At 53.3% G+C, this 210-nt stretch carries 1 rRNA gene; it reads left to right on the top strand.

Annotated elements, in window-relative coordinates:
• Positions 1 to 133: 133 nt before the first annotated feature.
• Positions 134 to 210, top strand: a 16S ribosomal RNA gene (locus QSK37_RS51385); the annotation flags it as partial.

The following is a 210-nucleotide window of genomic DNA, read 5'->3' as shown; positions in this document are numbered from 1 at the left end:
ACCAGGCTGGTTGGCCCATCGTCTGATGGGTTGGTCGGTTTGGTTTTGGATTCCTTTGGCAAGAATGATTCTTGCCGGGATTGTTTTTCTCTTCAGGTTTGGCAGTCGCCTTCGGGTGGTTGTCGTTTTGACCTTAACGGAGAGTTTGATCCTGGCTCAGGACGAACGCTGGCGGCGTGCTTAACACATGCAAGTCGAGCGGAAAGGCCC

The sequence above is a fragment of the Actinoallomurus iriomotensis genome (genome assembly GCF_030269445.1).
In the GTDB taxonomy this organism is placed as follows: Bacteria; Actinomycetota; Actinomycetes; order Streptosporangiales; family Streptosporangiaceae; genus Actinoallomurus; species Actinoallomurus iriomotensis.
The sequence above is the reverse complement of the archived record's forward strand: the minus strand, read 5'-3'. Positions and strand labels throughout refer to the sequence as shown.